This window comes from Collinsella aerofaciens, from assembly GCF_015555045.1.
In the GTDB taxonomy this organism is placed as follows: Bacteria; Actinomycetota; Coriobacteriia; order Coriobacteriales; family Coriobacteriaceae; genus Collinsella; species Collinsella aerofaciens_W.
Genome location: NZ_JADNJQ010000001.1, coordinates 167,093 through 192,626 on the forward strand (window position 1 = coordinate 167,093; position 25,534 = coordinate 192,626).

The 25,534-nt window shown below is 58.3% G+C and carries 19 protein-coding genes; 9 read left to right on the forward strand and 10 right to left on the reverse strand.

Translation table 11 applies throughout. From position 1 onward, the window contains the following. Nucleotides 1-33 precede the first annotated feature (33 nt). The 6 genes from I2E45_RS00965 to I2E45_RS00985 form a co-directional block, all read right to left on the reverse strand. On the reverse strand, nucleotides 34-2,031 hold the full coding sequence (locus I2E45_RS00965; RefSeq protein ID WP_195443731.1) for a DNA gyrase/topoisomerase IV subunit B: 1,998 nt from the start codon (nucleotides 2,029-2,031) through the stop codon (nucleotides 34-36). 392 nt (nucleotides 2,032-2,423) lie between these two features. Continuing rightward, the gene (locus I2E45_RS00970) at nucleotides 2,424-6,776 is read right to left on the reverse strand and encodes a hypothetical protein (RefSeq protein WP_195443735.1); all 4,353 of its coding nucleotides are present in this window, start codon (nucleotides 6,774-6,776) and stop codon (nucleotides 2,424-2,426) included. A gap of 156 nt (nucleotides 6,777-6,932) precedes the next feature. Next, a complete protein-coding gene (locus tag I2E45_RS10345; RefSeq protein ID WP_271741872.1) occupies nucleotides 6,933-7,118 on the reverse strand; it encodes a response regulator transcription factor in 186 nt (61 codons plus the stop codon). Then, nucleotides 7,103-7,936 carry a hypothetical protein gene (locus tag I2E45_RS10350; protein WP_229058753.1) on the reverse strand — a complete coding sequence of 278 codons (834 nt, stop codon included), beginning with the start codon at nucleotides 7,934-7,936 and terminating at the stop codon, nucleotides 7,103-7,105. Before I2E45_RS10350 ends, I2E45_RS10345 begins: the two co-directional genes overlap by 16 nt. Nucleotides 7,937-8,003: 67 nt before the next feature. After that, entirely contained in the window at nucleotides 8,004-9,155 is a 1,152-nt protein-coding gene (locus I2E45_RS00980) for a HAMP domain-containing sensor histidine kinase (RefSeq protein ID WP_195443741.1), read from the reverse strand. Continuing rightward, entirely contained in the window at nucleotides 9,152-9,844 is a 693-nt protein-coding gene (locus I2E45_RS00985) for a response regulator transcription factor (protein ID WP_229058754.1), read from the reverse strand. Before I2E45_RS00985 ends, I2E45_RS00980 begins: the two co-directional genes overlap by 4 nt. A 147-nt stretch (nucleotides 9,845-9,991) precedes the next feature. Between I2E45_RS00985 and I2E45_RS10620 the strand changes: the two genes are divergently transcribed. The 4 genes from I2E45_RS10620 (at nucleotide 9,992) to I2E45_RS01000 (ending at nucleotide 15,468) form a co-directional block, all read left to right on the forward strand. After that, nucleotides 9,992-10,063, forward strand: a complete 72-nt coding sequence (locus I2E45_RS10620) for a CD1871A family CXXC motif-containing protein (RefSeq protein ID WP_254179316.1) — start codon at nucleotides 9,992-9,994, stop codon at nucleotides 10,061-10,063. Then, a complete protein-coding gene (locus I2E45_RS00990) occupies nucleotides 10,056-10,958 on the forward strand; it encodes a 4Fe-4S binding protein (RefSeq protein ID WP_195443746.1) in 903 nt (300 codons plus the stop codon). The genes I2E45_RS10620 and I2E45_RS00990 overlap by 8 nt, the downstream gene beginning before the upstream one ends. A 29-nt stretch (nucleotides 10,959-10,987) precedes the next feature. Next, complete coding sequence (locus I2E45_RS00995; RefSeq protein ID WP_195443748.1) at nucleotides 10,988-11,959, forward strand: TlpA family protein disulfide reductase; 972 nt, start codon at nucleotides 10,988-10,990, stop codon at nucleotides 11,957-11,959. 254 nt (nucleotides 11,960-12,213) lie between these two features. Then, nucleotides 12,214-15,468 carry an ABC transporter ATP-binding protein/permease gene (locus tag I2E45_RS01000; RefSeq protein ID WP_195443750.1) on the forward strand — a complete coding sequence of 1,085 codons (3,255 nt, stop codon included), beginning with the start codon at nucleotides 12,214-12,216 and terminating at the stop codon, nucleotides 15,466-15,468. A 271-nt stretch (nucleotides 15,469-15,739) separates the two neighbouring features. Here the strand turns inward: I2E45_RS01000 and I2E45_RS01005 are convergent, their stop codons facing one another. Next, nucleotides 15,740-16,873, reverse strand: a complete 1,134-nt coding sequence (locus I2E45_RS01005; protein WP_195443751.1) for a hypothetical protein — start codon at nucleotides 16,871-16,873, stop codon at nucleotides 15,740-15,742. Nucleotides 16,874-17,417: 544 nt separating this feature from the next. Between I2E45_RS01005 and I2E45_RS01010 the strand changes: the two genes are divergently transcribed. Continuing rightward, complete coding sequence (locus tag I2E45_RS01010; RefSeq protein ID WP_195443753.1) at nucleotides 17,418-18,371, forward strand: tRNA dihydrouridine synthase; 954 nt, start codon at nucleotides 17,418-17,420, stop codon at nucleotides 18,369-18,371. Nucleotides 18,372-18,435: 64 nt separating this feature from the next. Here I2E45_RS01010 and I2E45_RS01015 read toward each other — a convergent pair whose 3' ends face one another. Together I2E45_RS01015 and I2E45_RS01020 are read right to left on the reverse strand one after the other, a co-directional pair. Next, the gene (locus tag I2E45_RS01015) at nucleotides 18,436-18,681 is read right to left on the reverse strand and encodes a glutaredoxin family protein (protein WP_195443755.1); all 246 of its coding nucleotides are present in this window, start codon (nucleotides 18,679-18,681) and stop codon (nucleotides 18,436-18,438) included. A 51-nt stretch (nucleotides 18,682-18,732) separates the two neighbouring features. Continuing rightward, nucleotides 18,733-19,560 (reverse strand): TipAS antibiotic-recognition domain-containing protein, encoded by an 828-nt coding sequence (locus tag I2E45_RS01020; RefSeq protein ID WP_195443757.1) that lies wholly within the window; start codon nucleotides 19,558-19,560, stop codon nucleotides 18,733-18,735. A gap of 141 nt (nucleotides 19,561-19,701) precedes the next feature. Between I2E45_RS01020 and tsaA the strand changes: the two genes are divergently transcribed. The 4 genes from tsaA (at nucleotide 19,702) to I2E45_RS01040 (ending at nucleotide 24,969) form a co-directional block, all read left to right on the forward strand. Continuing rightward, nucleotides 19,702-20,439 (forward strand): tRNA (N6-threonylcarbamoyladenosine(37)-N6)-methyltransferase TrmO, encoded by a 738-nt coding sequence (gene tsaA, locus I2E45_RS01025; RefSeq protein ID WP_229058755.1) that lies wholly within the window; start codon nucleotides 19,702-19,704, stop codon nucleotides 20,437-20,439. A gap of 112 nt (nucleotides 20,440-20,551) precedes the next feature. Next, nucleotides 20,552-21,766, forward strand: coding sequence for a MalY/PatB family protein (locus tag I2E45_RS01030; RefSeq protein ID WP_195443761.1), 1,215 nt, complete (start codon nucleotides 20,552-20,554; stop codon nucleotides 21,764-21,766). A gap of 144 nt (nucleotides 21,767-21,910) precedes the next feature. Continuing rightward, nucleotides 21,911-22,780, forward strand: coding sequence for a substrate-binding periplasmic protein (locus tag I2E45_RS01035; protein WP_195443763.1), 870 nt, complete (start codon nucleotides 21,911-21,913; stop codon nucleotides 22,778-22,780). Then, on the forward strand, nucleotides 22,777-24,969 hold the full coding sequence (locus I2E45_RS01040; protein WP_195443764.1) for a hybrid sensor histidine kinase/response regulator: 2,193 nt from the start codon (nucleotides 22,777-22,779) through the stop codon (nucleotides 24,967-24,969). Before I2E45_RS01035 ends, I2E45_RS01040 begins: the two co-directional genes overlap by 4 nt. A gap of 70 nt (nucleotides 24,970-25,039) precedes the next feature. Here I2E45_RS01040 and I2E45_RS01045 read toward each other — a convergent pair whose 3' ends face one another. Continuing rightward, entirely contained in the window at nucleotides 25,040-25,519 is a 480-nt protein-coding gene (locus I2E45_RS01045) for a pyridoxamine 5'-phosphate oxidase family protein (protein ID WP_117746139.1), read from the reverse strand. Between the last annotated feature and the right edge of the window lie 15 nt (nucleotides 25,520-25,534).

Consider the following 25,534-nt stretch of genomic DNA (forward strand, 5'->3'; position numbering starts at 1 on the left):
AACTTCTTATGGGCCGTCGTTGTCGATTTACTGCTATTGCAGGTCCAGCTGGTCCAGGTATTCCTTGCCGTGCTCAGAGATATGGCGCTTGCGGCCTGCCTCGTCGTTGCCCAGCAACAGATTGAACATGGTCTCCATCTTGGTGACGTCCTCGGGCTCCACCTTGATCAGGCGGCGCGTCTCGGGGTTCATGGTGGTGAGCCACATCATGTCCGGGTCGTTCTCACCAAGACCCTTGGAGCGGTTGATGGAGCACTTTTGGTCGCCAATCTCCTTGAGGATGCCGTTCTTCTCGAGCTCGGTGTAGGCAAAGTAGGTCTTCTCTTTGCAGTTGATCTCGTAGAGCGGCGACTCGGCGATATACACGTAACCCTCGTCGATAAGCGTGGGCACCAGGCGGTAGAGCATGGTGAGCACAAGCGTGCGGATGTGATAACCGTCGACGTCGGCGTCCGTACAGATGATGACTTTGTTCCAGTTGAGGTTGTCCAGGTCAAAGGCGCCAAGGTTCTTGATGCGCTTGTCCTTGATCTCCACGCCGCAGCCCAGCACGCGCATGAGGTCCATGATGATGTCGGACTTAAAGATGCGCGGATAGTCTTCCTTCAGGCAGTTGAGGATCTTGCCGCGGACGGGCATAACACCCTGGAACTCGGCATCGCGCGACGTGCGGATGGCGCCTGCTGCCGAGTCGCCCTCTACGATGTAGATCTCGCGGCGGCTCTTGTCCTTGGAGCGGCAGTCGATGAACTTCTGCACGCGGTTGGCCATGTCGGTCTTCTGCTGTAGGTTGGTCTTGATGCTCTGGCGCGTCTTTTCGGCGTTCTCGCGCGAGCGCTTGTTGATGAGCACCTGCTCCATGATCTTGTTGGCGGCATCTTTGTTCTCGATCAAGTAGGTCGAGAGGCGCTCCTTAAAGAATGCCGTCATGGCCTGCTGGATAAAGCGGTTGTTGATGGCCTTCTTAGTCTGGTTTTCATAGGACGTCTGGGTGGAGAAGCAGTTGGTCACCAGCACCAGGCAGTCCTGGACGTCCTGCCATTTGATGCCGCTCTCGTTTTTGTTGTACTTGCCCTGTTGCTTAATGTAAGCATCGATGGCACTGGTCAGAGCACTGCGGGCGGCCTTCTCGGGTGAGCCACCGTTCTCGAGCCACGATGAGTTGTGGTAGTACTCCTGCATCATGAAGGTGCGCGAGAAGCACATGCACGCGGTGATTTTTACGTTGTAATCGGGCAGGTCCTCGCGGTCGCGACCGCGACGGTCGGCCTCGATAGAGAAGGGCTCGGTAAGGTAGTCGGTACCGACCTTCTCGAGCACGTAGTCCTCGATGCCCTTGGGATAGCAAAAATCCTCTTCGGTAAACTCACCATTGTCGCCCTCAATACGCAGGCGGAAGGTCACGTTGGCGTTGACCACGGCCTGGCGGCGCATGGTCTCGCGATACCAATCGTGGGGGATGCTGATCGAGGTAAAGACCTCAAGATCGGGGCGCCACTTGATGGTGGTGCCGGTGCGGTTCTCGTCGCTGGGCTCAATCTCGAGTGCCTTCTTTTTCGGACCGACGACCTTGCCCTTCTTAAAGTGCAGGGAGTACTTGTTACCGTCACGCCAGACGGTAACGTTCATGTATTCGGAGGCGTACTGGGTTGCGCATGAGCCCAGGCCGTTGGTACCGAGCGAGAAGTCGTAGTCGCCGCCCTGGTTATTGTTGTATTTGCCGCCGGCGTAGAGCTCGCAAAAGACGAGTTCCCAGTTAAAGCGCTTCTCGGAGGGGTTCCAGTCGAGCGGGCAGCCGCGGCCGTTGTCCTCTACCTGAATGGAACCATCGCGAAAGGCGGTAAGGGTGATGAGCTTGCCGTAGCCCTGGCGCGCCTCGTCAACGGCGTTGGACAGGATCTCGAAGGCGGCATGCGCGCAGCCGTCGAGTCCGTCCGAGCCAAAGATGACGGCGGGACGCAGGCGTACGCGCTCCTCGTCCTTGAGCTGGCGGATACTGTCGTTACCATAGTTTGCGGTGTTTTTTGCCATACTCGCTCTCTCGGTGCTCCTTTGCTGCGTTTAAGTCATATAGATAGTCAAGGTAGCATAGCCCAGCCCATAGGCGATTCCAACCAACACGAAATCCATCGAACAATCGTTCGGAGTTCGATGGAGATTCGTTTACTCGGACAAAACCGAGTCGGCTCTGTCCGAGTAAGTTTGAAGACGGCCGAATGCGTCCTGCTGCGTTTGCGGTTGGATACGCTGTCGAAGACATGTCGTGCGGATTGTTGGCGAAAAGACGCCGTGCCAAGCTCGAGGCAGAACTCGACTCCCCTGATGATATCTAATGCGAAATGGGCTGGCTCTGGGTATCCAGAACCAGCCCCTTTTGGTGTTCGATGAGCCGAGTCGGCGTCTCTCACAAAAGTAACTAGGAGCTAGCGAGGCCTATCCGAATTGACCTCATCAGCGGTGTCGGTTTCGAGCGCCGTGCGGCGGGCGCTGTAGGCGACGAGGCCGGCGCCTGCTGCGGCGAGTGCTGCTGCGGCTGCCGTAAGGGGAGCGTTGACATCGCCCGTGCCCGCAAGCGCGCCCGCTTTTCCGGGGCGCTTGTTATTGCCGTGATCCTTGCCGCTGCCAGAGCCACTGCCGCTACCGGAGCTGCTTCCGCCGGAGCCGCCACTGCCGTCCGCCGTCATCGGTGCATCGTGAAGCCCCGTCGTATCCGCGTTGTCGCATACGCCGACCTGAACTTCTGAGCGTTCGCATGCCGCGTCGGGCACATGAAGCTCGTGCAGTACGGCACCCAGCGCCGAGTTTGCGCCCAGTCGAATTTCCTCGAGCGTTACGGGATCGAGCGCCACCAGATTACGCGCCTTCGCATACAGCGTTACACGTTTGCCCACCTCGTCGCTCCAACTCTCGGGGATGGCGAAGCTCATGCGGAACTGTGCCGTGCAACCCGGTGCCAGCACGGCGTTGCCACTGTCGGCTACCAGCGGGTGCGTTGCAAAATGTGCGCCCAGCGTCTCGAGCGTGTACTTCACGTGTGTCATGTCGTTGGCCGAAGCGTCCTCGGCAAGCTCTGGATCGTAGATCGATGCCATGCGTGCGTTCACTCCGAACCCGATGGATGCGCTGGAGAACGGCTGACTGGAGCCCTCTCGGTACAGATCGATCGTGCCGGCGGTCAGCAAGGTGTTGCCGTCGTTTCGCACCGTGACCATGAAGGATTCGCCTGCTGCTCCGGGCACCACCGCGCCCGAGGTAGCGACTGCGCCCGTCGGAGTGGCACACGCCACCAAGGGCACTTCGATGCCGTGTAGTTCTGCCTCGCTCTTCTCCGCGCTCACAATGTGCGTGGCGAGCGCGGAGAGCATGCTCCCCGACGTCAAAAATGTCGTTATCTGATCGACGGGATGGTCCAGCTCGCACATCACGAACGGCTCCGTGAACAGATCGCCTGCCAAGGTGCTGGCGAAGATGCGGAAGTGCTTGCCCATCACTGCTACCGGGTTGCCTTCTTCGTCGTAGGTTTGTCCCACCTTGCCATCGGTGTTCTCTACATAGAGCACGCACCTGCCGTTGTTGCTTACGCTAAACGATGCCGGGCCGCAGCCTGCGGCACCCACGGGCTGCGTTGCAAATACCGATGCGCCTCGCGTCCAAGTAATATGCTGCAGTTGCTCGTTGACGGTAGCCAAAAAGCCCGTGTGCTGCGGCCACGGCACCGCGTGGGGTACTGTGGCATCTGGCGACATAACGCCCCAGCCCGCAATGGACTGGCCGATCACGGCGTACGATGCACAGCCACAACCGCCTGCGGTCTCGTATGCAACGGGCACCACCATTTTGCCGTTGATATTCTCGGGCGCGCCGAGCTCGATGCTCGACGGTGCCTGCGGAAAACGGAGAACTTGGCGGAACGTCAGGCTGTCGCCCGAAACGTCCGACCACAGGGTAAAGCACTCCAGCGCAACCTCGGCCTCGCTGCCGAGCGCCTTTTCTGCGGTGGTTCCGCGGCGGTGGAGGTAGGCGCCCGACAGGCGCCCGTTGACAAGTGTCTTGCCCACCGTGATGCGTGGGCACTGCAGGCAATGGTAGCCATCCTCCTGAAGGCGGCCGCGCGAGATGCTGCGCCACGACGTGTGCGATACCACGCGAACTCCGTCGCTGCTTATGCGCAGGCGCACAACGGACAGTATGCCGGCTGTGCTTGCCATATCGAAAAGGGTGTCGTCGCCGGCGGGGCGCTCGCCCGAGACCAGCAGCACGTAGGCGTCCTGGTTTCCTCTTCCGTCCGTATATTCCACTACGTCGAAGTCGTAATCGTATATGCTGTCGCGCTCCACGTCGCCCTCGCCAAACCCAAGGGGAAAGTCCACAGGCGTGGGAGCGGACCACGTTCCGTTTGCCTTTGTGTGTACCACCAGGCGCGAGCGACCATTGTCGCCGTAGCGCACCGAGGCGATACGGAACAGGCATTCTACGCCGGCAATCATTGCCAGCTTCATGTGGGCTTCGCTGAGCACGCCAGCAAACAGCACGTTGTCGCTCGAGGGCTTGATGCCGCCACGCTCGTCCTCCGACACGCCGGCAGAATCGGCGTTCGGGTCGGCAGCGGTGTTCGTTGCCTGACCGATGTAGGTGTACTCATACATCGGCGCGGCGTTTTCGTCGTTCTCCATCAGCACGTGGACGAAATGCTCGATCTGTCCCGTGTCGTCGCTTTCTGCATCCGCCTCGAGCTCAATGCGCGTGACCGCTTGATCCCAATCGCGCACGACAGGCGCGGCGTTTACGGCAGTGGCCTTAACCTCGGCGCGTGCGAGCAGTTCGGCGTTGGTGACGATGGTGGCCGATGCGATAAATTGCGGCACGCCGCCCGCCTCAATGTTGCCGGCCGAGCCGAAGCAGGCATCCAGCGTATAAGGCGTATCTCCACCCAATGCGAGCTCAGAGCGCTGGAGCACATACTGGTCGCCATTGTTCACCGACATATTCCACGAATCGATGAGCGTGGGCCACGACCCCGACCAAGCCTTGGTGGTCCACTTGAACATTACGAATTGGAGTATCACATCGACATCGACGTCTGCACCTACGCGCAGTCGCGGAAGCTGGTGTCCATCTGCCTTCTCGTACCCAATGAACAGCGTGAGGGATGCGGCGCCGCGCACGGCAGACGAAGCGACGCCTGCAACGCCGGCGCCAAAGGTGACGGCAAGCCCGATCTGGATGGTGAACGAGCCCGACGTGTTTGAATAGTCGAGCGAAATGTTTTTAAAAAACGCCGCGCCGCTGCCGTGCGTGTGGGCACCCACGGCGAGCGCCAGTTTTGCCAGCACCCAGGGGTTGACGTTTAGGAAAAATGGCACCGGTCCTAGGGTAAACTGCTCGGTCCAATTGAGGTCGGTTCTTACCTGGAAGAGGGCCTTAATATTGCCGTATGCGGGGTCGTTGTTGTTACCCCAGGTTTTGCCCACCCAATCGTAGGCGAGCGAGCCGTACAGCTGTGTGGCGATATCCATCGTGAACAGCGGCGTGCAATGGTGGCGAAGGAGCTTGGTGTTTCTTGGATCGGTGCCCGAACCGGCACTCATCCTCTTGTACTGATTCCACTTCCCCTCCATCTCGTCGAGGTAGCGGTTTGCCTGCTTGGCGCCCGACTCGCGCGGCGATTTCTTCCAGTATTCCGGATCAGGGTTGCCCGAATCGTTCATGTAGCCGACCGGCTTGTATCCTCCGCCAAACAGTACGTACCCGGCAAACGAGAAATCGAACAGAATGGGGAACGAGGGCATCCAGCAGGTGAACTTGTTGCCGCCGATGCCGGGAAACGCCGCTGGGAAATCAAACGGAGTGATCTCTTGGTCCATAGTGGTGGGAATGATGGTGGTCGAGCCCGATTCCGCCTTTGCGGCCGGCGCGGTGACAACGGCCATGGGGGAGGAGAGTGTATAGGTTTTGCCCTGATAGTCGAGGACAAAGCGCAGCTTGCATCCTTCTTCCAGAAGGCCCGAGGCTGCATCGAGGAACGTGTCTTCGAGCGTGAACGTCGCCAGATTATCCGCGCCCGATGCGCTGGCCTTGACTTGGCCAACCTGCGTGACGGTTTCGGGCGAGCTGCCCGTGGCGGGCATTACCTTGTTGATGCGCAGCGTTGCCCGCCCGCCCTGCGGCAGATGAGCCTGTACAGTAAAGGCGTGCGTATCGGGCTGTTCGTTTGCCGTGTCGTCCTTCGGCAATGTCATGAACGTGGCTTCAGCGTACTGGATGTCCCATTCGTCAAACGTGAGCTGGCGAAAGTACGGCTCGCCGTCAGAAAGCGGACGCGTTGGCGCGGTAATGGCGGTGCCACCCTGGATACGCGCAAGGGGAATCTCGACATCACGGTAGCCTGCCATGCTAATGGAGATGCCGCCGTTAAAGTCGTACGCGTCGAGAAGCGTTGTCTCGTCCACGTAGCCTTCCGAAAGCGGCGCGACCTCAAAGATGGCCGTGCCTTCGTCATCGGTCGTGGCGGTGAGCTGCTTGCCTGCGGCATAGCGCGATGTGAGCGTGACCTGGGCACCCGTGATGGGCGTATTCTTGTTGGCGACGTCGACTACGACCACGCCAAACATGGTGCGCGAGAGCACCAAGACCTTGAAGGGATCATCTTCATCGGCGTATGCCTCGGTGGGCGCGAACGGCAATATGAAGGCGTTTGCGCTTCCCGGCACGCGCGGCAACATAATGCTCGCCAGCGAGGACGCTCCGGCAACAAGTAACGAACGGCGATCAAGCATCTTTGGCTCCCATCCCGCAGGTATCGGTGGAAATAATCCAATTTTGCGAGAAGGCGCCACGTGGCGGTAGTGCCATTCAAGGGTCAAAATGTCCAAATTGATTGAGCGAAGCGCCGGGGTTCCGAAACGCGTTCGATGCGCTCGGCAGCTCGGTCGCTAACGCAACATATGCGCGACTAGCTCGGCGCGTGTGCCGATGCCAAGCTTTGCGTATACGCCGGATAGGCGGTTTTTAACGGTGCCCGGCGACACACCCATATGACGAGCGATTTCGGCGTTGGTCCATCCACGGCAGGCGAGCATGGCCATGGTGAACTCTGTGGTCGTTAGATCGTCGGCCACGTCCTCGCCCGAATCGGGGTTGTGGATGCGCCGCCAGCCGTAGCTGAAGCGGTACGTGATCTCGATGATGCGCGCGAAGTCGTCAGGGTATTGCGTTTTAGGCATGCCTCGATAAGCCCCTGTAAAAGGCCGTGATGCTCGCCAATGAGCTCAATAAGGCCGTCGGGACGCGCAATGTTCCAAGCAACTCCGAAGTGCGTTTTTGCGGCGTCGATGTCCTTGAGGCTCATGCATGCCATGGAAGCTGCCAGGTGCAGGAACAGTTCCGAGATGGGATAACTCCCCTGTTTCATGATCAGGGCGTTTTCCGCCATGCCCAGACTGCGGCCATATTCGCCGCGCAGGTACAGGGCATGCGCCATCACGTAGCTGGCGAACAGGCGCAGGCCTTCGGGCAGATGCGCCGCAAGCGGATAAAACTCTTCGGCAGAATACGGGGAAGACAAGTGCAGCAGGACGCTTGCGGCCGAGGCGAACAGGATATGCGTGGCGTGGACGGCGGGTGATTCCTCGTCAGTTGGCGTATCGAGGATGCCCGCAAGACAACGGCGGGCGTCGGCGATACGGTTGAGCGACAGACTGGCGTATCCGCAGATAAAGCATGCGGAATAGCGCAGTGCGGAATCGGTGGCGTCAAGATAGGGGCGCGCCGTCTTGGCAGCGAGGGCGGCCTGTCCGCGAAAGTACAGCGCTTCTGCCATGGCGATGGTGCGTGAATCGGGGTCGGAAATGCCTGCAACCGCAGCGTCAATCTGCCCCGGCACAAAGGCGGTGCACATCAACGGCATGGGAACGCATGGGTAGCCATCGCAGTCCATCTTCCATCTCCCAACAGCTGGCAACAATGCAGCAATTGTACTCCTGTTGCTCGGGACCCCTTTCGTTTTACTGTTCGGTTAACGCTACGGATCGTTTTGGAAGGCTTACGAGCATGGTGGTCCCGCTCTCGGAACTTGCTTCGACCTCTACCGCGCCACCGTGAAGCGCTGCAATCTCCCAAACAAGCGCTAGCCCGAGTCCTGCGCCGCCGTATGCCCTGCTGCGGGATTTGTCTAGACGAAAGAACGGCTGGAAGATGCTCTCACGGTACTGCTTGGGTATTCCCGGGCCCTGGTCCTCGACTCTCAGGAACACGTGGCTGTCGTTGTCGCAGATGGAGACGTTGACAGTCGAGCCGGGGCGGCTGTAATGGATGGCATTTTCGACCAGGTTAAACACCAGCCGATAGAGGAGCGTGTCGCTCCCGATTACTAAAGCGTCTCCAGCACAATTGAGGGCTATGCCCTTATTTTCGGCAAGTGGCGCAAGGTCGGTGAGGACCTCTTCGGACAAGGGACCAAGTTCAACATCGTCCTCGCAAGGAACGCTGTGGAGCTCACTCATCTCGAGCAATACCTTGGTCATCCGCGACATGCGCTCGGTTTGTTCTTGTAGCAGGCCGAGCAGCTCGGCTGTTTCGGGTTGCAAACCGGAGTGCTCGGAGATGAATAGTTCAATCTGTGCTTGCATAAGGGCGAGCGGGGTGCGCAGCTCGTGTGCGGCGTTGCCGGTAAACTGACGCTGTGCAGAGAACCCTTCGCCAAGACGGGCGATCATGTCGTTGAAAGAGGCGCTGCATCGTTGTAACTCGGTGGGCACATCCTCACTGAGCCTGATTTCGCTTAGGTTGTCAGGCTGCACACGCTCAACCTGGGCTGCAAAAGCCCGTAGCGGTTTGAGTGCACGGCCGCTCACAAAGTATGCCAGCACGCCGCCAAGGAGTGTGATTCCAGCCGTGATGCACCAGGCTGTCGTGCCAAAAGACTCCTGTGCGTCGTTTACGACGATCGTAACCTCGTTATCGAGGGTCGCTTTCGTTGGGTCGAACGCCTGGGGCGAATCTTCGCCGGTTGCGGTAAAGGCCGAGATGTCACTGCCGATGGCATCCATGTAGCGCATGCCCGTATAGCCGACCAGGCAGTTCGTCAGCACGCATGCCGCACACGTGAGCAGTGCCGTCATAATCGTTATGCGCCATTGCAGCGAAAGCCTTTTCATTCACTGTCCTCCATAACGTAGCCCTCTCCAATCCGATTGCGAATCGGGTCGTATCCCAAAGCGCTGCGCAACTTTTTTCGGAGCGACGAGATATGAACGCGGGTTGCGTTGCTAAAGCTGTTCACGCTGCTATCCCAAACGTGCTCGATAAGCTCCTCTTGGCTTACCGGTCGCCCCTGATTAAGCATCAGGTATTCCAAGATTCCCGTTTCCTTGCGTGTAAGAGATAGAGCTTCACTGTCCACGGAAGCGATGCGCGCCTTGGTGTCAAAGCTGAGCTTTCTGCAGGTTAATACTATGTCGCTTTGTGCGAAGCGCCTGAGGGTAAGGCTGCGGATCCTTGCCGCAAGTTCGTCCAGATGAAACGGCTTGGTAAGGTAATCGTTGGCGCCGGCATCGAGTCCGGCGACTTTATCGGATACTTCGCCACGCGCGGACAGAATCAGTACCTTGGTCTCGCAATCGGTTTTCCTAAGTTCCCTGAGCACGGTCATGCCGTCGACATGGGGAAGATTGAGGTCGAGTACCACGAGGTCAAAGACTTCGATGCCCAGCAGGTCGAGCGCCTCCCGTCCATCGTGACAGCAGTCGACGCTGTACGCCAAGTTTCGCAAGCTGCGCGCGATTGCATCGCACAGTGCTCGCTCGTCTTCGACGATCAAAATACGCATAACAGTCTCCCTGCACATTCCAAATCGCGCTTAACACGGATTTTATAGCCGATATGGTCCAATGGTCGCGTAACGAAAGGAGTGGTCAGGTTGTTCAAAGCGGTAAAACCCGTGGTACAGGTCGCTTTGTTGATCGTCGGAATTGCCATGGTGTGCTTTGGTGTTATGCGTGGCGAGGCGGATGCCGTGCTGGCCAAAGCGATTAGGCTGTGCTTGGAGTGTATCGGAATTGGATAAAAGAGAAAACACTGCGTCGCATGTTTTGGCCCGATTTCGCGGATTCATTCAGGCGGCGGCGACGCTGGTCACCAATATTCACCTGTCAAACTTTGCCAAAGGCGGCATCTATCAGGGCGCGGGGAAAACAGTCTGCGTACCCGGGCTTAACTGCTATTCGTGCCCCGCGGCATCGGGTGCGTGCCCCATCGGGTCGTTCCAGTCGGTAGTAGGTTCATCCAAGTTCAACTTTTCTTACTATGTTACCGGTACGCTCATTTTGCTCGGCGTGCTGCTGGGACGCTTTGTATGCGGCTTTCTGTGCCCGTTTGGCTGGCTGCAGGAGCTGCTTCACAAGATTCCCGGCAAAAAGTTCTCCACGAAAAAGCTCAAGCCGCTCACGTACATCAAGTACGTCGTGCTGCTGTTTGCTGTGGTAGTGCTGCCTGTGCTGGTGGTCAACGATCTGGGGATGGGAGATCCGTTCTTTTGCAAATACATCTGTCCCCAGGGCGTGCTCGAGGGCGCCATTCCGCTGGCCATCGCCAACGCCGGCATTCGATCTGCGCTGGGGCGGCTCTTTACTTGGAAACTTGTCGTTCTCATTGCCGTGGTAGTGCTGAGCGTTTTGTTCTATCGCCCCTTCTGCAAATGGATTTGCCCGCTCGGCGCATTCTATGCGCTCATGAATAAGGTGTCCTTGTTGGGGATTCAGGTCGACGCGTGCAAATGCGTCTCGTGCGGCAAGTGTTCAAGGGTTTGTCAGATGGACGTTGATGTGGTCCGCGCGCCCAATCATGCCGAATGTATCCGGTGCGGAAAGTGCATCGGGGCCTGCCCCGTCGATGCCATCAGCTATCGCTATGGCCTGGATGTGTCGGCGGAAAAGCTTCCCTTGACTGCCGATAAAAAGTAAACAAGCTTCGACAAAACGGAGGAACGACTATGAAGCTTTCTAAGATTGCGGCCCTGTTTATGGTGCCGGTGCTGGCCTTGTGTCTTGTGGCGTGCTCGGCACCTGGCGGCAATGCGAGCGAATCTGCGAGCTCCGATCCTAAGATCGCAGAACTCACTGCGCAGAAGCCGGCCAATGCCGACGAGGCCGCCGAGCTGTATGCGAAGCTCATGCAGAAGGAGAACGAGATCTTTTCGAGTGATAACGCGCTGTGGGAAAAGGTATTCAATGCGGCAAATAAAGACTCGGCAATGATTGAGGACGGCAGCAATTACGGCGATTTCCTGCTCAAGACCATCGACGGCGCCAAGGATGAGCTCACGGCGGATGAGCTCAAGACGCTCAAGGCCGGTGCACAGCAGATCAAGGAGATCGAGGACAAGCTCGAGAGCCTGGAGAAGGAGTTCCCCGGCTGTGGAAGCACGCCGAGTGCAGGCGAGAGCATCGACGCTTCGACCGCTGGCATGACGGCTGGTGCCAATGCTTCGAGCGAGGCGACGAAGTTCCCCAGCTTTACGGGCAAGGACCTGGATGGCAACGACGTGAACAGCGACGAGCTGTTCTCTAAGAACAAGGTCACCGTCATGAACTTCTGGTTCACTACTTGCAAGCCGTGCGTGGGCGAGCTGGGCGATCTTGAGAAGCTGAATCAGGAGCTTGCCGAGAAGGGCGGCCAGGTCGTGGGCGTCAATTCCTTTACGCTCGATGGCAACAAGGGCGAGATTGCAGATGCCAAGGACGTGCTGAGCAAGAAGGGCGTGACATATAAGAACATCTGGTTCAAGTCGGATAGCGAGGCCGGTAAGTTCACGTCAAATTTGTTCTCGTTCCCGACGACGTATGTCATCGATCAGAACGGCAACATCGTAGGGGATCCAATCGTGGGAGCCATTAGCTCCGCCGAGCAGCGCGCAGCACTCGACAAGCTTATCGACCAGGCGATTGCGAATAGCGAACAGTAAAAAACGCGTAAAGCATGGCGAGGATCGTGCGCCGCTGCGCGGAGTGGTCCGCTGCCTTTCAAGATAATCTCCACCATATAGAGGTCCCGCTCGGGGCCTCTTCTTTTAGGCGCCGTCCCGTTCGTTTTTTGGCGTGCTTCGTTACATTCCTCACTGGCGCCGGCAAAAAATGGGGATAGAGTAGGACAAACGCGTCGAATACGAACGGCGGGGGAGAGCGGGCAAGTGCGCCCGCGTGGGAGAGGTTGCCGTCCATGTTGGAGCTCAAGAGTATTTGCAAAAGGTACGTTACGCAGTCGTTTACGCAGGTGGCGCTCGATAGCGTAAGCCTGTCTTTTCGCGATAACGAGTTCGTGGCCATTCTGGGTCCCTCGGGCTCGGGCAAAACTACGATGCTCAACGTTATCGGTGGGCTCGATCATTTCGATTCTGGTGACTTGCTGATCGACGGCATATCGACCAAGGACTTTCACGATCGCGATTGGGATGCCTATCGCAACAACCGCATCGGCTTTGTGTTCCAGAGCTATAACCTCATTCCGCATCAGACCATTTTGGAAAACGTGGAGCTGGCGCTTACGCTCACGGGCGTGGGGCATGCCGAGCGTCGCCAGCGTGCGCGCGAGGCGTTGGAGAAAGTCGGCCTGGGCGAGCACGTTAACAAGCGCCCGAGCCAGCTTTCGGGCGGGCAGATGCAGCGTGTGGCCATCGCCCGCGCCCTGATTAATGATCCCGAGATTGTGCTGGCAGACGAGCCGACCGGCGCTTTGGATTCAACGACATCCGTACAGGTCATGGATCTGCTCAAGGACGTGGCGCGCGACCGTCTGGTTATTATGGTCACGCACAATCCCGAGCTGGCGTACCAGTACGCCACGCGCATCGTCAACCTGGCGGACGGCAAGATCACCGACGATTCCGACCCCTTTGATGTAGCAAAGGCCGTGCGTCGCGAGGCTAAGCCTACGCGCAAAACCTCGATGAGCTTTGTGACGGCGTTGGGGCTTTCTGCCCGAAACCTCATGACCAAGAAGGGTCGCACGGCCATGACGGCCTTTGCAGGTTCGATTGGCATTATCGGCATTGCGGCGATCCTAGCGCTGTCCAACGGCGTAAACGGCTACATCAAAAAGGTCGAGGAGGATACGCTCTCGAGTTACCCGCTTACGATCTCCAAGCAGGACTACGACCTGTCGTCCATGATGGGCGGACAGGGGGCTGTGGATGATGAGGCGTCCAACGGCGAGGATTTATCCGACGACGGCACCGACGGCAAGGCTCAGGGAACTGATAAGATTCCCGTGGTCACGGCCGTAAAGGATATGTTTGCGAGCGTTAAGTCCAACGACATGACGAGCTTTAAGGCATGGCTCGATGCCGGTGGCGACGGCATCGATAAAGAAGTCAACGCTATCCAGTACGGCTACGGCGTGACGCCGGTTGTCTATCGTGCGGGCAAGGGTGACGAGAAGCCCGTTCGGCTTGTTCCCAACGCTATGACCGAGGCCATGAGCGGAGGCGCAAGTTCGGCGGCAACGGTGAGCATGGAATCCATGGGAACCTCGGTCTTCAACGAGATGATCGACGACCAGAGTCTGCTCGACAGCCAGTACGATGTCGTCGCTGGTCACTGGCCCACGTCCGCCAACGAAGCCGTGATGGTGCTTTCGAGCCGCGGTACGGTGGGCGACTACACGCTCTACAGCATCGGCGCGCTGGATATCAATGAGCTCAACGACTTGGTCAACAGCGCCATGACGGCAGACGGTGGGGTCGAAACGCCCGAGACCGGCGCCGACTTTACCTACGACGATGCGCTGTCCACGACGTTTAAGGTGCTGTCGCCGGCCGATGCGTATCGCAAAAACGAAGAGACCGGCATGTGGACTGACATGTCTGGCGACGCCGACTTTATGGCCGCCAAGGTTGCCGACGGTATTGACGTGCACATTGTGGGCGTGGTGCAACCTAACGAGACCGCCAACGCGAGCGCGTTGTCTCCGGGCATTGCCTACACGCATGCGCTGACTCGCCAGCTTATGGAGCGCGCCGCCGATTCGCAGATTGTGCAGGAGCAACTCGCCCACCCCGAGACGGATGTCTTTACGGGCAAGTCTTTCGATGAGCTGCAGGGCGAGGCCAAACAAGGCGTGGATCTGGGCAGTATGTTCAGCGTGGATGAGGCGGCGCTGAAGAGCGCGTTCTCGTTCGATACGCCTGCGCTCTCGGGCGCTGCCGGTGGTATGGACCTTTCTGGCATCGACTTGTCCGGGCTGGACATTGACCTTTCTGGCGTTGGTAAGGACATCGACTTCAGCGACATCATGGCCAAAGCGCCAACCCCAGATTTCTCGGGTATCTTTGACGGTCTGGAACTCACGCCCGAGCAAATGCAGCAGGTGGGAACGCTGGCCAACCAGCTGTTTGAGGGCTTTTTGCAGTCTGATCAGTTTAAGGCGCTGACACCCGATGATCTTAAGGACGCGTCAAAGCTTGCCGCCGCGTTCTCGACGTATCTTGAGAGTGATACGGCAGCCCAGCAAATCCTGGCCCAGCTCAAAGCGCTCGGCGGCGATGCCCTGGCCGAGCGCCTGCAGCAGGCGATGACCGACTATGTGCAAAAGCAGCTGGCTCCGTATCTGCAGCAGGCTATGGATCAGGTGATGAAGGCGATCAGCGAGCAGATAGCGTCGACGGTATCGTCCCAGCTTAAAGCAGGCGCGGCGGGGCTCATGGGACAGATGGCTACGCAGATGTCGTCGAGTATTGCCAACTTGGCGGGCGCCATGCGTGTTGATGCGAGCGCCTTTGCCAATGCCATTCACTTCAACATGGACGTCGAGGACCTGAGTTCGCTCATGATGAGCTATGCCAAGGCGTCGAAGCTCACCTATGACAACAACCTGACCACACTGGGTTATGCGGACGAGGCGGACCCCATCTCGGTCAAGATTTTCCCGCGTGACTTTGAGGCCAAGGAGCGCGTACTCGACCATATCGATGCGTACAACAAGCAGGTCAAAGCCGCCGGCCACGACGAGCGGGCAATCTCGTACACCGACTACATGGGCATCATCATGGGGTCGGTGACCGACATCGTGAACACCATCAGCTTGGTGCTCATCGCATTCGTGAGTATCAGCCTGGTGGTGAGCTCCATCATGATCGGTATCATCACCTACATCAGCGTGCTGGAACGCAAAAAGGAGATTGGCATCCTGCGCGCGATCGGCGCGTCAAAGCGCAACGTGGCCAACGTATTCAATGCCGAGACCTTTATCGAAGGCCTCATCGCCGGCGTCTTTGCCATCGTCGTCGTGGTGGCTGTGAGCTTTCCGGTTAATGCCTGGGCGCTTGCGGCCAAACAGGTCCCCAACCTGATGAGTCTGCCCGTGCAGGATGCGCTGGTGCTCATTGCAATTTCGGTGCTGTTGACGGTCGTTGCCGGCCTGCTGCCCGCTCGCAGCGCGTCCAAAAAGGACCCCGTGGAGGCCCTGCGCTCCGAATAATGTGACAAGGGACGGTCCCTTTGTCACATTGAGCGGCTTGTGAATTCGAGGTCTAATACTTTTCCGAGAAGTGAACGAGTCAAAATGGACCCCCGAAGCGTCGACACTTTTGAGATGCAATTTCCTGCGGTTTTGATTGTTGAATCCTGCGGTTTTGGCGCCAGAAAATGTCGATGCTTCGGGGGTCAAAAAACGGTCGTTCACTTCTTGGAAAAGTATTAGACCTCGAGATATAGACGATGTTCGCGAGCGAAAATTAGAGCGTAAGCCTTTAGTTCTTCTTTGCAGAGAGCATAAGCCTAATTTCCGGATGGGTGTATTCGTCGAACTCTTCTTTGGGCTCGGTGTCAAAGGTGTAGTACGACTTGATGGATTCGTCCTCTGCCTTGATGCTGATTTCTTCATATAGGGATCCGGCTAAAAATGCCTGTTTAAATTCATCCGACAGGCTGTATGGCGTGAGGAGGTCCGGTGTGGCAACGGAAATGTCCAACCCGTTGAGCGGGGCGCAGAGCGTCGCGATATCCTGCTCGGCGCGGGCGAGGTTGTCTGCGAGGCTTGCCTCGGGGTCGATCTGACTGGTGTAATCGACGTCCGTGAGCATGCCGTCTGCATCAAAAGAAAGGTAGACATAGGCCGCTTGAGCGCCGAGGTCATTGTCGCGTAGATAGCCGATAATGCGGTAGCCGTAGTCGTGATACGACTCGTATGGGTCGTCTGCTGCGACGCGTTCGCACGCGGGCTCCAAGGCATCTTGCGCGATGGCGAGCTGCTCGGCGGCTGCAGCCTTTCTTGCCTGAAGCTCGTTATTTCCCTGGACAAACTGCGGGATGTAGACACCAAGCAGCACAATGGCGGGCACTGCGATGAGCGCGATAATCTGTTTCTTGGCGCTCGGAATCGCAACGCCGTATGCAGCCGCCATGGCCTCGGCATTGCTCGAGGTCTCGGCCAGCACGTCTGCCGCCGTGGTGACTGTCCCCACGGCGCTGGCGACCTCGGCGGCACCGCCCAGGTTGCGCGCGAGATCGTTGTCGCTGTTCTTGAGCAGGCGGCCGGCAGCTTGCGTGGCAAGTACGCCGGCGACCTCCGCGGAACGGTCCTTGTTGGTCTGGGCTACCGCAAGCCTGCCCTGCAGCTCCTTCCACTGTTTGCCCTGCATTCCAAAGCGTGGTGCAAGGGCGCAATAGCAAAAGATGACGAGCTCGATTACGGTGAGTGCGATGGCGGTATATATGCCCGCGGGTTGGAATTCCTTTTGGTGGAACGCGATATCGTTGATCATTTGGAGCGGCAACATCAACAGGCATGCTACGAACGACATGATGAGTGCGGTCGCTGCGATCTTGGGGTACATGCAGTACCGCTGGATGCGTTTCTTTTCTCGTTCGGTGAGCTGCTGCATGGGGGCCTCGACTCTCATCGTTTTTGGGCGATGTGCACGCGCTCTTGAGTATAGATGAGTGGAGGGTGTCTGTTGTTCAGACATAGCGGTCAACAGCATGCTGTTGGCGATCGTTTGATCGCGAACGTCGTCTTTTGGAGCATGAAGCCGCTGTCATGGGGCAAATGACGCGCAAGGGGGGTGTCGTGGGACAGCCTCTCGCTGTTTGTGAGCGCCAGCAAATCGAAGGTGAATGGTTTCCCGAGAAGTGAACGACCTAATTTGGACCCCTGAAGCACCCACATTTTTCGACGCTAAAACCGCAGGATTTGAGTGATAAAACCGCAGGAATTGGCCTTCCAAAAGTGTCGATGCATCGAGGGTCCGATTTCACTCGTTCACTTCGCGGAAAACCATTCACCTTCGTTGCATGAGGCGCCGGATGGAAGGGTGATTATCGTCAAGCTGCTGCCTCTGCCTTGTGAATCATCTGGAGCACAAGGCATAATGCATGTAACAAGGGGGCGGTTCCTTTGTCACATCCGTTGATATGAGAGAAGAGTAGATGATTCTTTCGCTTGCCCCTATGGAGGGGATTACCGGGCATGTGTTCCGTCGCGTGCATGCGGAGTGCTTCGGCGCACTCGATTGCTATTACACGCCGTTTTTGCCGCCGCCGCGGGTGGGCAACCGCTTTGGCGGCAAGGCGTTTAAGGAGATCGATCCTGCCAATAACCAGGGGCTTAACGTAGTGCCTCAGCTGATGTCCAAGAACGCGGACGAGTTTGTGTGGGCGGCACAGGTGCTCGCCGACATGGGCTATCGCGAGGTCAATCTCAACTTGGGTTGCCCCTCGGGGACGGTTGTCGCCAAGGGCAAGGGCTCGGGTTTCTTGCGTAATCTCGACGAACTTGAGGTGTTCTTGAGCGACGTGTGCGAACGCTCGCCGTTGCCGGTATCGGTCAAGACCAGGCTGGGGCTGGAGAGTGACGACGAATACGAGCGCGTGCTCGATCTGTATTGCCGCATACCGTTGGCAGAGCTGATCGTGCACCCGCGCGTACAAAAGGACCGCTATACGGGCACGCCGCGCAAGGAGTTTTATGGCGAGACGCTGGAGCGCGCGCCGTTTCCGGTCGCCTATAACGGTGACATTTTTGATCTTGAGGATATGGACGCGCTGGTTGAGGCCTATCCCGGTACACGCCATGTGATGCTGGGGCGTGGCTTGCTTGCGAACCCCGCGTTGGCTCGCATGGTCAAGGGCGGCCCTGCTGCAACGGCTGCTGAGCTGCAGCGCTTCCACGACACGCTGTTTGCGGCATATGCAGAAGAGATTGGCGGTAATGCGGTCTTTCGCATGAAGGAGTGGTGGTTCTACGCCAAATGCGCCTTCGCCGACCCCGCTACCGTCCACAAGCTCGTGCGCAAGACTAAAAAGGTCGACGAATACCGCGCCGCCGTCGATCGCGTCTTTCGCGAGCAGCCACTTGCGCCCATAGCCCGCTTCCACAGTTAGCTAGTCATTGGGGACGTTCTTTAACGACTAGTCATTTAAGAACGTCCCCAACGACTCTGTTGCACTAGAGCAGGTTCTCCTGTGCCCATGCGATGATGTCGCTCGATTCGTAGAGTGGTTTGCCGTCGATGAACAGGCAGGGAACCTGGCGTTTTCCGCCGATGGAGATGAGTGTCTGTTCGGCATCGGAATCGGTCGAGATATTGCGCTCGGGAATGGTCACGCCGTTATCGGCCAAAAAGTGCTTGACCTTTATGCAATACGGGCAGCCGGTCATAACGTACAGCTCGAGCTCATGATCAGTAGCCATAGGTCTCCAATCGGTTGAGGTTTTGATTGAAATACCCAAAGCCGCCGCGGTCTATGCGCGCGTCAACGACGACTCGATGGCCTGTACCAGAAACGCCGTGGCTCCGGTGCCGCAGGGCTTGTCGTAGTAGTCGATAAAGCGCTGATCGGCAAGATAGCCGTGGGCGAGGCCCAGGTGTGCTTCGTCCTGGGGTTCGCGTCCCCAGTTGAGACCAATCCAACGACGATGCATCGCGACAAGCTTGCGAGCCTCGCTTCCATCCGCATCGCCGTCGCCCATGGCAATCGAGAGCTGACCCAGAATAGCGCGTTCAAGTTCCTTCATGTCGTTCCATGTCTCGGGGTCCATGTCCAGCAGCGCTTCGTTTGCCGCATCGATAGCCTCATCGCCATAGCGCGCCCGGGCTTCGGCACCGTGGCGCTCCTCGTTTTCCTGCACGGTGCGCCAGCGCTCCAGTTGCGGCAGGACGGCGCCCATGAGCGAGACGGCTTCGTCGAGCGACATGCCGGTGTTTTGCGCCAGCCGCGGGGCACAATCCTCAATCATCGCCTCCATGGTGGTGTCGTAGGTGTACTTGCCGTGGTCGTAGCACCACTTGCAGTAATGGTCGGTCGTGGCGCCCGTGGCGTCGGTGCCGCAGTCGTCGGGCGTGAGTATCATGCCGCAGCTCTGGCAATAATGCTCGGGCATTTCGAGCAGGTGGGGCAGCGGCTCTCCGGTTACGGCGGCAATGAGCTTCATCATGTCGATACCCGGGGTGACTTCGCCGCGCTCCCAACGGCTGACGGCTTGGCGTGTGACGAAGAGCTTGGTGGCGAGCTGCTCCTGGGTAAGGTGATGGGCGCGACGGACAGCGATGAGCTTTTCTGCAAAGGCCATAGCGGCTCCTTTCTGCTGGTTGGCGGCTTAAGCATACGCGGCAGCAGGTGCCCTTCCAAGCAACCGTTGGTTGCACGACGGGGGACCGCGGCGAAGAATTGCGCGCAACGCCCCACACCTTCATGCCGTACAATGGCCGGCATGGAACCTATTGCACACATACATACCGATCTGCCGCAGAAGTTCGGCATTCCGCGCAACAGCTTTTTGGCGCCTCATCTACAGGGACGAATCGTCTTTGAGCCGGAATTTGCCTCCAACGCGGCGGTTGAGGGTCTGGGCTCCTTCTCTCACCTATGGCTGCTGTGGCGCTTCGAAAACGGAACGCCCGGCGGCACGGCTAAGGACATAGCCGCCGATGCCAAGACGCGGGACAGGTCCGGAACCAACGCAAAATGGTCGAAGACCGTGCGTCCGCCGCGTCTGGGCGGAGCCGAGCGCGTGGGTGTCTTTGCCACGCGCAGTCCGTTTCGCCCTAATCCCATCGGGCTCACCTGCGTTAAGCTCGACCGCGTGGAGCTTACCGACGACGGCCCCATCATCCATGTGCTGGGGGCCGATCTGCGCGACGGCACGCCCATCTACGATATCAAGCCCTACATCCCGTTTGCGGACTGCCACCCGGATGCGACCGGCGGCTGGATTGAGGGTGCTCCGTGGCAAGAGCTCGATGTTGAGTTTCCACAAGCGCTGCAGGATATGGTCCCGCCCGCAAAGCTCCCCGGCTTGGTCGAGGTCCTTTGCCAAGATCCGCGCCGCGCGGGCAGCAAGCACGAGCCAAACCGCGTTTACCACTTAGCTTATGCTGGGCTCGACATATCTTTTACGGTCGATAAAACCCAGCTAACCGTAGTCGCCGTCAACGACGCGCAAGACTAACCAGTCATTCGTCTGAACCCGTCAAATTAAGCGCCAAGCCCCATGTCAAAATCGCCCATGCTGGTGGACAATAACGCCTACCAAAATAGTCCGCTTTGCATGGGAGCTCAGCATGAAATACGACTTTAGCTCGCTTATCGACCGCCACGGCATGGATGCCATCGCCGTTGACTCTTGGGGCGAGATCCCCGGTATGGCTCCGAACGCACCCGACGAGGGCTTCGACCGCATTCCCATGTGGGTGGCCGACATGAACTTCGCCACGGTGCCCACGGCTCAGGAGTACATCATCAAGCGCGCTCAGCACCCCATGTTTGGCTACTTCAATCCGCGTCCCGAGTACTTCGACCGCATCATCGAATGGCAGAGCCGTCGCAACGGCGTTGAGGACTTGGCGCCGGAGCATATCGGCTACGAAAACGGCGTGCTGGGCGGTGTCGTGTCGACGCTACGCGCGTATGTCCAGCCAGGCGATGCGGTGCTGGTCCACAGCCCTACCTACATCGGCTTTACCAAGTCCATCGAGGCCGCGGGCTATCGTATTGTCCACAGCCCGCTTAAGCTCGACGACCAGGGCGTGTGGCGCATGGACTTTGAGGACATGGAGCGCAAACTCGCCCAAAACCACATCCATGCCGCGGTGTTCTGCTCGCCGCACAATCCCTGCGGCCGCGTATGGGAGCGCGACGAGATCGAGCGCGCCATGGACATTTATCGCCAGCACGATTGCGTGGTGATTTCGGACGAGATTTGGTCCGATATCATCCTGCCGGGACACAAGCACATCCCGACGCAGTCGGTGAGCGAGGATGCCCGCATGCGCACGGTTGCCCTCTACGCGCCCAGCAAGACGTTCAACCTGGCGGGCCTGGTCGGCAGCTACCACATCATCTACAACGAGACGCTGCGCGACCGCGTGTGCGCCGTGTCCAACAAGACCCACTACAACGAGATGAACGTCCTCTCCATGCATGCGCTTATCGGTGCCTACCAGCCGCAGGGCTACGAGTGGGTGGACGAGCTCAACCAGGTGCTTGCCGGCAATATCGAGTACTTCTGCAATTACGTGGACGAGCATTTTGAGGGCGTGTCCTATTCGCGTCCGCAGGGCACGTACATGGTGTTTCTGGACTGCACCGAGTGGTGCCGCGAGCATGGCCGCGATATTCAGTGGTTGCTTGACGAGGGGGCGCGCGTGGGCGTGGGGTATCAGGACGGCCGCCCGTTCCACGGGCCCTGCCACATTCGCGTGAATCTGGCGCTGCCGCTTTCGCGCGTAAGGGAAGCGTGCGACCGCTTGGACCGCTACGTTTTTAATGCACGGTAAGTGAGCACTGCATGCGGGGCCTTCTGTCAAGTCGGCAAGAAGGCCCCGCATGGTAAAACGTCTGTAACCATTGGGCGCTCGTGTGGTTTTGTTTGCTATTATTTTTAACCATTTCAGTCTGTAAACAGGATCGTCTGGAGTTCGATGAAAAGACCCCGTCGCTCGGCTGCCATTTCGTTGTTTGTTGCGCTTGCAGTGGCGAGCGCCTTTGTCATAGCGATGGCCGGCTGTTCCGGGAACAATGACGAAGCCTCGACGCCAGCATCAAAAGTCCCGGACGCCTCGCAGGCCAAAGACGACAACCTTAAGACGCTCAACGTCGGCAGCGACCTCTATCCACCGTTTGTGTATACCGACGAGTACGGCGATATCGTTGGCCTGGATGTCGAGATATTGACCGAGGCTTTGGCCCGCATTGGTTACAAGCCAAAATACCAGATGATCGATTGGGAAAAGAAGAAAGAGCTGCTGGCGAGCGGCGAACTCGATTGCGTCATGGGCAGCTTTAGTATGACGGGTCGCGAAAACGAATATCGTTGGGCCGGCCCGTACCTTGCGAGCCGCCAGGTGGTCGCGGTCGATCCCCAGAGCGATATCTACACGCTTGCCGATCTTGAGGATAAGATCGTGGCGGTTCAGTCCACCACCAAGCCCGAGGGCATTTTGCTCAATCGCACAAATGAAAACGTTCCGCAGACCAAGGAGCTCTACAGCTTTTCGGACGGTTCATATCTGAACCCGGCGCTCGTCGAGGGCCTGGTCGACGCTATCGCCGCGCATGAGTCCTCGTTCCTCACCTACGAAAAAGACTATGGTGTGACATATCGCATTTTGGATGAGCCGCTGCTAGAGGTCGGTTTGGGCACCGCTTTCGATATCAACGATACGCGCGGCATCGACGTTAAGCTCGCTCATGCCTATCAAGAAATGCTTGCCGATGGCACCATGGAACGTCTGGTGTCAAAGTACTTTGATGACCCTTCGCCATTTTTGAATATGGAGGGCCTGTCATGATCGATGCGCCCGACCACGCCGCTCAGGAGCGGGGCAATCGTTCGACAGGGGCATGGCTCCTTGTCGCTCTGCTGGGGATAGCGCTCTCGGTTGTTGCCGGCATGATGAGCTACGGTTACACGACGGCCCAAGCCGAGCAGCGCTTTGCCGACGTTGTCGATTACGTGGCGACGCAGAGCCTTTCCTACGACGCGTTCAACAGCGCCTATGCGACCAAAAACCTGATTCGCGTTATGGAGATTGCCGGAGAGACTGCTCGCGATATGGAGCGCGACGGTTCGGTGGATAACGCCATGCTGGAGCAATACGCCGACCAGTTCAACGTGAGCGCGCTGATTGTGACGGATGCATCGGGCAATTTGGTGTCCGAGTCCTCGACGGATGGCGTGGGCTACGAGTCGCTTGCTACGTATCTCAAGGAAGCACCCGTGCTGGAGGTGGCAACTCATCCGCTTAAGTCCTATACCGCCCGCATCACGCTTGCGGATGATTCGGTCGCAGACATTGGCTGCGTGTCTCGGCGGGATGGCGAGGGCGTCGTTATCGCGGTAAGGCATCAGGGCGCGAAGGCGGTCGCGAGTAATACGCTCAAACTGCAGAGCCTGCTCGAAGGCTACGAAACCATCGATAGCGGCAATATCGTGATCGAAAGCGACGGCAAGGTCGTTGCGACCAATGCCGTTGAACCCACCATATTGGGCGTATTCGATCTGCCTGTGACGGATGTCTTCATTGTCGACGGTATTAAGGATCGATGCCTGGCCGGTAAGGTCAAATTGATTAACGCCGACGGCGAGTGGTATTTGGGCACATTTGGAAAAGCGCACAAATTCTATGTGTACACCTATGCCTCGGCGCGGCATTACTTCGAGATCGTCGCCGCCGTTGTCGCCTGCGTGCTGGTGCTCTACGGCGGTGCAATAGCCGCCGTTGTGATGATGCGTCGCCGTGCCGAGCGCCAGCGCATGACCGACCTGTTGCTGCAGGAGCGCGACTATGGCGACAAGCTGGCAAAGGCGGCGCGCGAGGCCTCGTCCGCCAACTCGGCAAAGACGGAGTTTTTGCGTCGCATGAGCCACGATCTGCGCACGCCTATCAACGGTATTCGCGGCATGGTCGAGGTTGGCGATGCCAATGCGGACGATCTGCAAAAGCAGACCGAGTGCCGCTCAAAGATCTGGACGGCATCGGGACTGCTGCTCGACCTTGCCAACGAGGCGCTCGATATGAGTCGCCTGGAGAGCGGGCAGGTCGACCTGAACCTCGTACCCACAAATTTGGTGGCACTCAACTGTGAAGTGCGCGATATTCTGGAGCGCCAGGCCGAGGAGCGTCTGGTGACAATTATCTGCGACCAGCAGACGCTTGATCATCCCTATGCACGGGTGAGCGTGACGCACCTCAAGCGCTTGTTGCTCAATATTGCCGGCAATGCCGTCAAGTACAACCGCCAGGGCGGCTATGTTCGCCTGGTGTGCCGCGAGGTGGAGCCTGTAGATGGCGTCCCTGTCTATGAATACACGATCGCCGACAACGGTATTGGCATGAGCGAGGAGTTCCAACAGCACCTCTACGAGCCGTTTTGCCGCGAGAAGCAACAGGTGGAAGGCGCTTCGTCGGGAACTGGCCTGGGCGCGCCTATCGCAAAACAGCTGGTCGAGCTTATGGGCGGAACCATGAGCTTTACGAGCGTCTTGGGGCAGGGGACGACGTTTACCATCCGCCTGCCGTTCGAGAAATGCAAGCGCTCCGAGATTCCTCAGGCAGTTCGCGTGGATGCGGGTGATGGCGATGCGCTCCAGGGCTTGCGCGTTTTGCTCGTAGAGGATAACGATCTGAATGCCGAGATCGCGCAGTTTACGCTCAACCGTGCCGGTGCCGTCGTGACACATGCTAAGGATGGCGAGTCTGCCGTTGAGGCGTTTGCCGCGAGCGCACCGCACGAGTACGACGTGGTGTTGATGGACATCATGATGCCCGGTATCGATGGCCTTGAGGCCACGCGTCGAATTCGAGCACTCGATCGCGAGGATGCCGCGACCACGCCGATTATCGCCGTGAGTGCCAACGCCTTTGCCGACGACCGCAGGCTTTCGCGTGAGGCGGGCATGGATGCGCACCTGAGTAAACCCGTGAGCTCGCAGGAGCTCGTTGAGGCGCTTGCGCACATAGCCGCCGACGCTTCATAAGCATATGGCCTGGTTCCAAGGTGGGTTGGAACCAGGCCATAGTGCTATTTGTGAGTTTTGCTTTTGAGGCTTACTTTTCCTGAATCTGCTTGCCGCAAAGATGCTCAATCGTAATCTCGTAGAGCTGGACGCCCTTAATGTCCTTGGCGATTTCCTCTTCGACCTCCTCGGCAGAAGGGTAGTACTTAAGCGCGAGTTGGCGGACTTTATCCTCGATAAACGCGGGGGTGTCATTCGCCAGGCGACAGCGGCCAAAGACCACGGTACTCATAACGTAGGGAGCCCAGTCACCGTCCTTGTACCACTCGTTGCCGTAAACGGTAAAGCAGACCTTGTCATCGCGCTTGAGTGCGTCGACCTTGTGGCCGGCCTTGGCGCCATGGAAATAAATCTTGTCGTGCTCGGCGTCAAAGAAGTAGTTGACGGGAATGGCGTACGGGTAGCCATCGTCGCCGTTGACGGCAAAGACGCCGCGCTTGCAGGTAGCGAGCAGTTCGCGCGCTTCCTCGTCGGTGATGGCGCGTTTCTTTCGACGTAAGGGCCTAAACATCGTTGGCGTCCTTTC

Bases quoted from the DNA above. Each gene is read 5' to 3' on its own strand.
- I2E45_RS00965 (WP_195443731.1), bottom strand. From the start codon at position 2,031: ATGGCAAAAAACACCGCAAACTATGGTAACGACAGTATCCGCCAGCTC.
- I2E45_RS01045 (WP_117746139.1), bottom strand. From the start codon at position 25,519: ATGTTTAGGCCCTTACGTCGAAAGAAACGCGCCATCACCGACGAGGAA.
- I2E45_RS01015 (WP_195443755.1), bottom strand. From the start codon at position 18,681: ATGGCTACTGATCATGAGCTCGAGCTGTACGTTATGACCGGCTGCCCG.
- I2E45_RS01005 (WP_195443751.1), bottom strand. From the start codon at position 16,873: ATGCAGCAGCTCACCGAACGAGAAAAGAAACGCATCCAGCGGTACTGC.
- I2E45_RS00995 (WP_195443748.1), top strand. From the start codon at position 10,988: ATGAAGCTTTCTAAGATTGCGGCCCTGTTTATGGTGCCGGTGCTGGCC.
- I2E45_RS00970 (WP_195443735.1), bottom strand. From the start codon at position 6,776: ATGCTTGATCGCCGTTCGTTACTTGTTGCCGGAGCGTCCTCGCTGGCG.
- I2E45_RS00985 (WP_229058754.1), bottom strand. From the start codon at position 9,844: ATGTGCAGGGAGACTGTTATGCGTATTTTGATCGTCGAAGACGAGCGA.
- I2E45_RS01000 (WP_195443750.1), top strand. From the start codon at position 12,214: ATGTTGGAGCTCAAGAGTATTTGCAAAAGGTACGTTACGCAGTCGTTT.
- I2E45_RS01020 (WP_195443757.1), bottom strand. From the start codon at position 19,560: ATGGCCTTTGCAGAAAAGCTCATCGCTGTCCGTCGCGCCCATCACCTT.
- I2E45_RS01010 (WP_195443753.1), top strand. From the start codon at position 17,418: ATGATTCTTTCGCTTGCCCCTATGGAGGGGATTACCGGGCATGTGTTC.
- I2E45_RS10350 (WP_229058753.1), bottom strand. From the start codon at position 7,936: ATGGACTGCGATGGCTACCCATGCGTTCCCATGCCGTTGATGTGCACC.
- I2E45_RS01040 (WP_195443764.1), top strand. From the start codon at position 22,777: ATGATCGATGCGCCCGACCACGCCGCTCAGGAGCGGGGCAATCGTTCG.
- I2E45_RS01035 (WP_195443763.1), top strand. From the start codon at position 21,911: ATGAAAAGACCCCGTCGCTCGGCTGCCATTTCGTTGTTTGTTGCGCTT.
- tsaA (WP_229058755.1), top strand. From the start codon at position 19,702: ATGGAACCTATTGCACACATACATACCGATCTGCCGCAGAAGTTCGGC.
- I2E45_RS01030 (WP_195443761.1), top strand. From the start codon at position 20,552: ATGAAATACGACTTTAGCTCGCTTATCGACCGCCACGGCATGGATGCC.
- I2E45_RS00980 (WP_195443741.1), bottom strand. From the start codon at position 9,155: ATGAAAAGGCTTTCGCTGCAATGGCGCATAACGATTATGACGGCACTG.